Raw genomic sequence first — 9,638 nt, forward strand, 5'->3', positions numbered from 1 at the left:
TAACCTGTGCCACATGCAGCAGCGCGCGGTCGGACGCACCGGTCTCAAGGTCTCCCGGCTCGGGCTCGGCACCATGACCTGGGGTCGCGACACCGACGAGCACGAGGCGCGCGACCAGCTCATCGGCTTCGCCGAGGCGGGCGGCACCTTCCTCGACACCGCCGCGGCCTACGGCGACGGCGCCTCCGAGGAGCTGATCGGCAGCCTGCTCGGCGACGTCGTGGCGCGCGACGAGGTGGTGCTGGCCACGAAGGCAGGGCTCTCCCGTCGTTCGGACCAGCGCAGTGCCGACACCTCCAGGGGCACCTTGCTCACCACCCTGGATGCCTCGCTGAAGCGCATGCGCGTCGATCACGTGGACCTGTGGCAGGTGCACGTGTGGACCGATGACACGCCTCTGGAGGAGACGCTGGGGGCCCTGGACCTCGCCGTGACGTCGGGGCGGGCCTCCTATGTCGGTGTCTCCAACTACTGCGGCTGGCAGACGGCCCAGGCCGCAACGTGGCAGCGGGCCGTTCCCGGCCGGACCCCGCTGGCGTCCACGCAGGTCGAATACTCCCTCCTCGCCCGCCAGGTCGAGCTGGAGGTGCTGCCTGCGGCGCAGTCCCTGGGGCTGGGCGTGTTCCCCTGGTCGCCCTTGGGCCGCGGCGTGCTCACCGGCAAGTACCGCACCGGTACGCCGGCGGACTCTCGGGCGGCTTCCACCCACTTCGCCTCCTTCGTCGAGCACTACCTTGACGAGCGCGGCCGAGGGATCGTCGAGGCCGTCGTCCGGGCCGCGGAAGGGCTCGGCTGGTCCCCCCTGGAGGTGGCGCTCGTCTGGGTCCGGGACCGGGCCGGCGTGACCGCCCCGATCCTCGGCGCCCGTACCGCGGCGCAGCTGAAGGCCGCACTGGACGCCGACGACCTGGTCCTGCCACCGGAGATCGTCGCCGCCCTCGACGACGTGTCGGCCGACTGAGGCGTCATGAGTCAAGCGCTGCGCCGTCCGCCCAGGCCCGGGGTGGAGTGGGAGTTCGACACCGTGACCTATTCGCGGGAGTTCTCACGCAACGCCGTCACCCGGATGCTGGTCGAGCGGGCCGAGCTGGGGGGCTGGGAGCTGGCTCGGCTACGGATAGCCGCAGACGGCACCCGTCGGGTGGTGCTGCGGCGCAAGATCATCCGCCAGGCGCGCCCGAGGATGTACTACTGAACCAGGTCACTGCCCGTCCTTCGGTCCGATCGGCCTGGCGACGACCACCTGGTACTTCGTGTAGTGGAAGCGCCCGTTGCCGTAGACCACCCGGTTGGTGCAGCTGATCAGGACGAGCCGGTGCGCGCCCGTGGTCCTGAAGTACCGGTCGGGCAGTCTCCGCGTTCGGTCGTACCGGGCGGTCTGAGCGACCTTGTACCGGTACGTCGTGCCACCCCTGACCACCGAGACGACCTGGCCGCGGGCAGCTCGGCGCAGGCCCCACATGGCTCCGGGGTTGTCCTGCCGGTCGGAGACGTGGCCGGCTATCACGGTGGTGCCGATCTTGTCGCCATAGCCGGCGGACCTCCGCAGCCAGCTCGTGGTCCGCACGTTCGTGGGCAGGGTCATGATCCCCCCAGTGACCGTGGTGGGAACCACTGCGGCTCGCAACCCGATGCCGGCGGCTCGCACGATGGTCCGGACGTCCCGGGCGAACTCGCGTCCTGGGCGAGCGCCGGAGAATCCTCCGTTGATCACCGGCGCGTGGTACGAGGGCTTCGCGACGGTGGTCGTCTCCGAGGCGAGCCCGCAGCGGCTCGATCCAGCCCTGTTCGCGGCAGTCGCTTCCGTGGTGACCCGCCAGGTGTAGACCCCCGGGCGCCGTACCCGCACGGATGGCGTGCGGCTCCACCCCGCCCGCGCTCGCCACGTGAGCGTGCGCGCGAGGTTCTCCTGGGTGCAGGTGGCGGCTGACCGGGAGGAGAAGGGGCCGTAGAGACGCGCAGTCCCGGGGACGGTCGTTCCTGCCGCGAGCCCGCTGACACGAACCCGGTCGTGGAACCTCTCCTGGGGCCGGACGCGCTTGTCGGACGTGCGGGTCCGGATGCTCGGCTCCCCGCGTGCAGGCGGGTTCACCATGACGACCGCGCCGTCACCGGGAGAGGCCACCGCGCCTCCGGAGGGGTCCCGGCCCCCGGCACGCGCGGTGTTGCTCAGTCCCGATCCGGAGAGGTCCGACTCGGTCACGGTGTACACACTCGTGCACGTGACACTGGCACCGGGAGCCAGGCTGTCGGCCGCTGCCGGGCAGGTCGGGGCCGGCAGGTCGCCGGAGCCGGTGAAGCTCTCCTCGATGATGCCGACACCGCTGATCGTGACGTCCCCGGTGTTGGTGACGCGGAACGAGTAGGTCACCTGCTGGCCGGCGGCGGTGACGGTGCTGGGGCTCGCGGTCTTGACCAGCTCGAGGCCGGGAGCCTGTCGGACCGTCACAGAGGTGGAGGCGGAGGCGGAGTTGTTGGTCGGGTCGGCCTCGTAGGGGAACGCATCGGATCGATCCGCCGTGGCCGTGTTGACGAAGGTGCCCGTCTGGTCCGCACGCGCGGTGATCCGCAAGCGGGCCTGATCATCTGCCGTAGGCAGAGTGACCGGATCCAGGTCACCGATGACCCAGGAGCCCGTGACGGGGTTGTAGGTTCCCACCGTCGACGTGCTGCCGACATAGGTGAGCCCAGCCGGCAGAAGGTCGTCGACAGTGACGCCCTCGGCGGTGTCCGCGCCCAGGTTGCGGACCCCGATCGTGAACGTGACCGTGTCGCCGAGCGTGGGCGCGGCATTGTCGACGCTCTTGGAGACGGCGATGTCCGCAACCGGGACGAACAGCTCGGCATCGTCGACGTTGTCGTCCGGGTTGGGGTCCTCGACCCGGGACTGCTGGATCGCCACCAGGTTGCGGTAGCGCCCCGACGCGCGGTCGCCGATGAGGACGGAGGCCTCGAGCGTCGCCGTCTCACCGGACTCGAGCCGCGGGATGGTCCAGATCCGGTTCACCTCGTCGAACGTCCCGTTGTCGGTCGTGTGCCCGGTGATGTTGGCCTGGATGAGCGCAGGATCCTCCGTGATCGTGTTGTCGGTGGCGTTGGGGCCGTTGTTGGTGACCTGGATCCTGTAGAGGACGGTGTCGCCCGGCTGGGCGACCGGGCGGTCGACGCTCTTGGTGATGGCGAGGTCGGCGAGCTCAACGAAAGTGGCCGTGGCCGAGGCGGAGTCGTTGGTCGGATCCACGTCGCGTTGGTCGAGGTTGGCCAGACTGGCAGTGTTGGTGCGTTGTCCTACCACCGTGCCGGTCGCCCGGATGGTGAGCGTGACGGTGGACCCGACCGGGATGGACCCGACGGTCCAGGTGCCGGTGTCGGCGTCGAAGGTGCCGTCGCCGGTGGCGGACACGAAGGCCAGGCCCTCGGAGAGCACGTCGGCGAGGACGACGCCGGTGGCCGTCGCGGCGCTCTGCCCAGCGACGGCGTTGTTGGTGGCGGTGATGGTGAACACCGCGTCCTCTCCCAGCGGGATGTCGTCGACCGATCCGGTCCCGTCGGGCCGGGCCACGGACTTCGTGACGCCGACGTCGACGGCGGGGGCCAAGGTGCTCACGGTGGCGCTGGACTCGTTGTCGTCCGGGGTCGGGTCTTCGTGGAGTGGCGCGTCGACCGTGGCGACGTTGACCTTGGTGCCCGTCGTGTCGAGCTGGGCGTTGATGGTGAGGACGGCGCTCTCGCTCGCCGCCAGGGTGCCGACGTCCCACCGACGACCGGCGGTGTCCACCGTTCCCTGCGTGGCGGAGGTGCCGATGACGGTCACGCCCTCGACGCCGGTGTCGGTGACGTAGACGCCACGCACCGTGTCGGGGCCGCGGTTGAGCACCGTCACCGTGTACGTGACGGCGTCCCCGACCACGGCCTCCTGCGGGGACGCGCCCTTGACGATGACGAGGTCGGCGATCGGGGTGCGTACCGCGACGCTGGCGGACGCCGAGTCGTTGGCGCTGTTGATGTCGGTGGGCGACACGGAGGCGATGCTGACCGCGTTCGTGAACGTTCCCGGGCTGCTGGTGTCCAGGGTGAAGTCGAACGCCGCGGACTCGTCCACGCCGAGGGAGCCGATGGTCCAGATGCTCGTGGCCGGGTCGAAGGTGCCGTCCCCACCGGAGTCCCCGGGCCGGAAGGTCAGCCCCGGTGGCAGGTCCTCGATCACGGTGATGCCGGTGCCGGGACGCGGACCGAGGTTGGTGACCGTGACCCGGAACGTGACCGGCTCCCCTGCCGCGACCTCCGCCGAGCCGATGACCTCCTTGGTCACGGCCAGGTCGAGGGACGCAGGGTTCAGGGTGACGGTGGCGCTGTTGTTGGCGGCGTTCGTGTCGAGCTGGTCGAGCCTGGTCAGGCTCGCGGTGTTCGAGACCGTGCCGTTGGTGTCGACCCGCGCGGTGATGGTCAGGGTGACGGCATTCCCGACGGCGAGCGCAGGGATGGACCAGGCGCCGGTGCCCGTGGTGTAGACCGACGGCTGGGCACCGGAGGTGCTCGCGGTCAGCAAGGTGAGCCGTCCCGCGGGGAGCCGGTCGGTGATCAGGACGTCGGTGGCCGCCGCCGGGCCGTTGTTGGTCGCGGTGACGGTGAAGGTGACCGTGTCGCCGACAGCCGGGTCGGGCTCGTCGATCGTCTTGGTGACCGCGATGTCGGTGTTGATCCCGATGCTCTCCCTCGCCTCGGGCGACTCGACCTCCTGGCCGACCGGGGTGTCCCCCGTCGCGACGGCGGTGTTGACGATGCTCCCGGCAGCGTTGGCCTGCGCGGTGTCGACGGTGTAGGTGCCGGTGCAGGTCGTCGATGCGCCCGGGTCCAGGACGTTCGCCTCGCACACGAGCGCCTCCGAGGAGACGCGGTCGTCGGTGACGGCGATGTTGGTCACGGTGGAGCCGCCGGTGTTCGTCACCGTGTAGAGGTACTCGACCTCCTGGCCGGCGACGTACGGCGGATCTGTCTGCACGCTCTTGGTCAGGTCGAGGCGGCTGACCAGGGGGACGGTGACGGTGGCCTCCGGGGAGGTGACCGTGTCGCCGCCGGGGTTCACCGCCCCCGCCGTGGCGATGTTGACGACCTCGCCGGCGGAGACGTTCTCCGCGGTGACCGTGTAGGTGCCGCGGCACACCGTGGTCGACCCCGGCGCCGGCGCTGGGGTGAGGGTGGTGGCGTCGCAGGTGATCGCACCCGTGATCGTGTCGTCGGTGATCGACAGGGTCGAGAGGTTCTCGGTCCCCGCGTTGGTGACGGTGTACTGGTAGGGGATGACCGTGCCGGCGGTGATGACGGCGGGCAGGGTGCCCGCGCTGCGATCGACCTGCTTCTCGAGCTGCAGCTCGGCGAGGGGGAGGACCGACTGGACCACGGCGTTGCGGATCAGGTGGACGTCGGTCACGCCTCCGGTGGAGCCCGAGATCCCGAACTTGTAGGTGCTCGGCAGATCGGCCGGAGCGGGTATGTCGAGCTCGGTGATCCAGGGGTCGTTGGCGGCGGCGGGGTTGTACCGGACCTGGACGATGACCCGCGGGTCAGGTGCTGGCGTGACTGTGATGTTCACCTGCCGCCAGGACGCGGCAAGGGTACGGGCCCGTAGCGTGCCGGTGCCACCATTGAGCGTGGTGCCCGGGTCGTCAGGGTCGTCGGGGTCCGCCGGCGTGGTGGAAGCCAGGTAGCAGTAGCCGATGAAGCCCTCGCCGGGGCCACGCACGGTGATGACGTTCGGGGCCACCGCGCCCTCCGCGGTCGAGGGTGAGCGCTGGCCCTCGGGACAGCCTTCGCCGCGCTCCTCGGCGTCGTCGTAGTAGTTGCCATAGGCGTCCAGCCCCACTCCGAGCACTCCACCCACCACCCCCGGCTCCGGGTCGCCTTGGGCGGCGACGCGCTGGGCGTACCCGAGGCTGCCCCCCGCTCCCCCGGTTTCGGTCAGGTCGGTCGAGCCGTCGACGAGGAAGAACCCGATGCCGTCGGCGCCGGTGCCGCCGTACTGGAACTGGTCGAAGGTGATGGTCACCCCGGACGTCGCGGGGACGGGCCGGTTGTACAGCACGCTGCCCGCGGTCTGCGTCCTTGCGTCGGTCAGCTGCAGGTAACCGGGGGTGGCCCCGAGCGCCGGGACCGGGCCGGTCCGGAACCCCGTACAGGTGGGGATCTGCGCCGCGGCGGCCGGTGGCGCGGTGGTGGCACCGGTCAAGCAGGTGTCGCCCTGGACCGTCCACGCAGGGTCGGGCACCGACGATCCGGTGAACGTCTCGGTGACGATCGTCGTCCCGCCCGTCGGCGGGTCCGCGTAGGCGGGCGCCCGCATCGCCTCGGGTGCCAGCGCCACTGTCAGCGTGGTCAGCAGACAGGTCGTCGTCGTCAGAGCAATTCCACGCAAACTCGGCACGGGTCCTCCTCGGCCGCCGCCACGCCCCGTACGGGCGAGCCGGGCATATACCCCGAGTTTTTGCGCGGTGCCCCTTGGAGGACAAGGGCCAACGGACCCATGCTTGGGCGACCTTTGGACCCTTGCGCGGGTACGTGCTCAGAGCTCGTCGAGGAACCGGTCGAAGACCCGCGCGCCGAACTCCAGTGAGTCGGTGGGAACCCGCTCGTCGACGCCGTGGAACAGAGCACCGAAGTCGAGGTCGGCCGGCAGCCGCAACGGCGCGAACCCGTAGGAGGTCATGCCCAGCTTGCGGAAGTGCTTGGCGTCGGTCCCGCCGCTCATCAGGTACGGCGCCACGATGCCGTCGGGATCCTCGGCCAGGATCGACCTGGTCATGGCGTCCATCAGGTTGCCCTGCGTGGGCGACTCCCAGGGCTGCTGGTGGCTGACGAACTCCCGAGTGACGTCCGGGCCGCACAGCTCGTCCAGGGTGGCGAAGAACTCGTCCTCGTAGCCGGGCAGGAACCGACCGTCCAGGTAGGCGGTCGCCTCGGTGGGGATCACGTTCACCTTGTAGCCGGCCTGGAGCATGGTCGGGTTGGCGGTGTTGCGGATCACGGCGCCGAGCATCCGGGTCGAGCTCTCGAACTCCTCGACCAACGCCTCGGCGTTGTCGGGCGTGGCCTCGGTCCCGGCGATCGTGGCGACCGAGGCCAGCAGCACCTCCATCGCCGGGGTGAGCCGGACGGGCCACTCATGGGCTCCGATGCGCGCCACGGCGCCCGCCAGCTGGGTGACGGCGTTGTCCCGGTTGACCATCGACCCGTGCCCGGCGGTGCCGCGGGCCTTCAGACGCATCCAGGCCATGCCCTTCTCGGCGGCCTCGATCAGGTAGATGCGCTGACCGCGCACCGTGGTGGTGAAGCCGCCCACCTCCCCCACGGCCTCGGTGCAGTCCGCCAGCAGGTCGGGGTGGTCCCGCACGATGACCTCGGCGCCCTTGTGGCCGCCAGCCTCCTCGTCGGCGGTGAAGCAGAGCACGATCGGCCGTTGCGGGACGCGACCGCTGCGCACCCGGGCGCGGACCACCGAGAGCAGCATGGCGTCGAAGTCCTTCATGTCCACGGCCCCGCGGCCCCACAGGTAGCCGTCGGCGATCTCCCCAGCGAAGGGGTGGTGGGTCCAGTCCCGTGCCTCCGCGGGGACCACGTCCAGGTGCCCGTGCAGCAGCAGCGCGTCGCCGTCGCTGCCACCCCACCTGGCCACCAGGTTGGTGCGGCCGGGCTCCCCCTCGATGACCTGCGCCTCGATGCCGACCTCGTCGAGCAGGGTCGCGACCAGCTCGGCCGCCTTCCGCTCCCCCGGGCCAGTGTCGTCGCCGTAGTTGGAGGAGTCGATGCGGATGAGGTCGCGACAGAGGTCGACGACCTCTGTGGCCGGGTCGTGCAGGTCGGGAGCCATGGGCACATCCTGGCCGCTGAGGCACCCGAGGGGAAACGTGCGACCCGGATTGCGGGTTTCCCAGAGGGTGTTGCTAATCTTTCCCCGCACTCGTCCGGGTGGCGGAATTGGCAGACGCGCTAGCTTGAGGTGCTAGTGCCCGTATTAGGGCGTGGGGGTTCAAGTCCCCCCTCGGACACACAGGATGGGGAAGTCTCCCCGGAACTCTTCGCCGAAGGGCGGCCCTCGGGCCGCCCTTCGCTGTTTCTCAAGGCGGGCGCGACTGCGCTGGGCGAGAGCCCGAGCACGGTCACCGCCGTGCCACACCAAACCACCGCCGCCGGAGTCGCCATCGCGCGACGCCGGGACACCATCATCGCCGCGCTCCCGCGGACGTCGGTTCTCGCCGACGGGTCCGCGCTCGTGCGCCGGGTAGAAGTCGCTGCGCTTCCTACCCCGCTGCCCGTCAACACAGACGGTGCCTCGCAATCTTCCTCGCGGGTCGATCATCACGCCCGCCTGCGTGACGCCAAGGTCTTCCGCGCCCTCGTCTGGGAGGCGGGCGCCGTCCCAGGAACGCCGAGGAGAGCGAACTGACCTTGGAGCGCGGCGAAGACCTCTGTTGGTCAGCTGTGGGCGACGACGAGCGCGCGCAGTTGAGCAGCACAAGTCGCGCCATCCTTAGTCTGCTGGAGACCAGCGCGGAGCCACTTGGCCCGAAGGCGATAGCCACACTCATTGGCGAGAACGACGCCAACGCGCGCCAGGCACCTCGGCACCATGCTTGCCGGGATGCTGATCGAGAAGGTCAGCCGCGGACAGTACGTCGCTGTGAAGTCCGGGGCTTGATACTCACAACGTTCACAACCCTTACAACGCGCCCCTGGCCCCACTCGGCAGCCAGGGGCGTTGGGTACTCGCACCGGCCTACGGCGTTGCCGTCGGCAACGCACCCATCAGCCGAGCACGACTGATAGCGGCATGGCATCCTGCCCGTGTGACCGTCCAAGACGCCCTCAAGGCCGCACTCCGCGACGACCTTGGGCCCGCTGCTCGTGGTCGCGGCTACAAGGGCTCGCCGCCGAACTGGCGCAAGTCTTCGACGGCTGGTGACTGGGCTGTTGTCAACGTTCAGTCCTCGTCCTTCAGCAGCGCAGAGCATCTGAGGTGCGTCGTGAACCTCGCCTTCCCCGGAGCCCTGGCTCAGGTGGCAGGCAGAGCATCTCGGTCCAGGGATGCCGAAGTCTGTTTCGGAGTCGCTCGGGTTGTATCGGGAACGTCTTCACCCGGAGGAAACCCCGCAAGGCACCGACGGCTGGTGGGATGTGTTCGATGACGAGTCAGCCCGCGCGGCAGTCGCGGACATGACCGTTCAGCTGGACCGAGCCGGTTGGCCCGTTCTGGAGCGAATGTTCTCGCGTGAAGTGATGATGGCTCGTCTCCAGGACGGAGACCTTGGCATGATGCGGCGGTCGAACTTCGAAGTGTTCTTCGCTCGCGCTGAAGCGCTGCTGCTCATGGATGCGGGCCCGTCCGACGCGCTGGACTCGCGGCTCGACTTCGCGCTGAGCAACGTCATGCCGACACAGCGCGACCACGCCGAGCGCTTCGATGCGTGGGTACGCGCCCAGGCGGCCAAGGCGTGAGCTTGAACCCGCACGCTCATGCCGCACTCCACGCGTACATCGCCGCGAGGTAGCCGCGCGCCCCAGCGACCACGCCGTTTGTCGCAAGGTGTTCACCATGACCAACTCACCCGTTGGTCCGGGGAAGGGCGGCCCTCGGGCCGCCCTTC

General features: G+C 69.9%; 5 protein-coding genes and 1 tRNA gene. 4 read left to right on the top strand and 2 right to left on the bottom strand.

Annotation, left to right across the window (positions count from 1 at the left end; genetic code table 11):
• Positions 1-13 precede the first annotated feature (13 nt).
• Both C5H89_RS07990 and C5H89_RS07995 read left to right on the top strand, forming a co-directional pair.
• The gene (locus C5H89_RS07990) at positions 14-961 is read left to right on the top strand and encodes an aldo/keto reductase (protein WP_104106483.1); all 948 of its coding nucleotides are present in this window, start codon (positions 14-16) and stop codon (positions 959-961) included.
• A gap of 6 nt (positions 962-967) precedes the next feature.
• Positions 968-1,195 carry a DUF5703 family protein gene (locus C5H89_RS07995; RefSeq protein ID WP_240181764.1) on the top strand — a complete coding sequence of 76 codons (228 nt, stop codon included), beginning with the start codon at positions 968-970 and terminating at the stop codon, positions 1,193-1,195.
• A 6-nt stretch (positions 1,196-1,201) separates the two neighbouring features.
• Here the strand turns inward: C5H89_RS07995 and C5H89_RS08000 are convergent, their stop codons facing one another.
• On the bottom strand, positions 1,202-6,421 hold the full coding sequence (locus C5H89_RS08000; protein WP_162799281.1) for a sortase: 5,220 nt from the start codon (positions 6,419-6,421) through the stop codon (positions 1,202-1,204).
• 138 nt (positions 6,422-6,559) lie between these two features.
• Positions 6,560-7,864, bottom strand: coding sequence for a M20/M25/M40 family metallo-hydrolase (locus C5H89_RS08005; protein ID WP_104106485.1), 1,305 nt, complete (start codon positions 7,862-7,864; stop codon positions 6,560-6,562).
• A gap of 92 nt (positions 7,865-7,956) precedes the next feature.
• Here C5H89_RS08005 and C5H89_RS08010 point away from each other — a divergent pair.
• Both C5H89_RS08010 and C5H89_RS08020 read left to right on the top strand, forming a co-directional pair.
• Positions 7,957-8,042 (top strand) — tRNA-Leu (locus tag C5H89_RS08010).
• A 1,036-nt stretch (positions 8,043-9,078) separates the two neighbouring features.
• Positions 9,079-9,489: a hypothetical protein gene (locus tag C5H89_RS08020; RefSeq protein ID WP_162799261.1), complete on the top strand. Its 411-nt coding sequence runs from the start codon at positions 9,079-9,081 to the stop codon at positions 9,487-9,489.
• Positions 9,490-9,638 lie beyond the last annotated feature (149 nt).

It is taken from the genome of Nocardioides sp. 616, assembly GCF_002930065.1.
Taxonomy (GTDB): domain Bacteria; phylum Actinomycetota; class Actinomycetes; order Propionibacteriales; family Nocardioidaceae; genus Nocardioides; species Nocardioides houyundeii.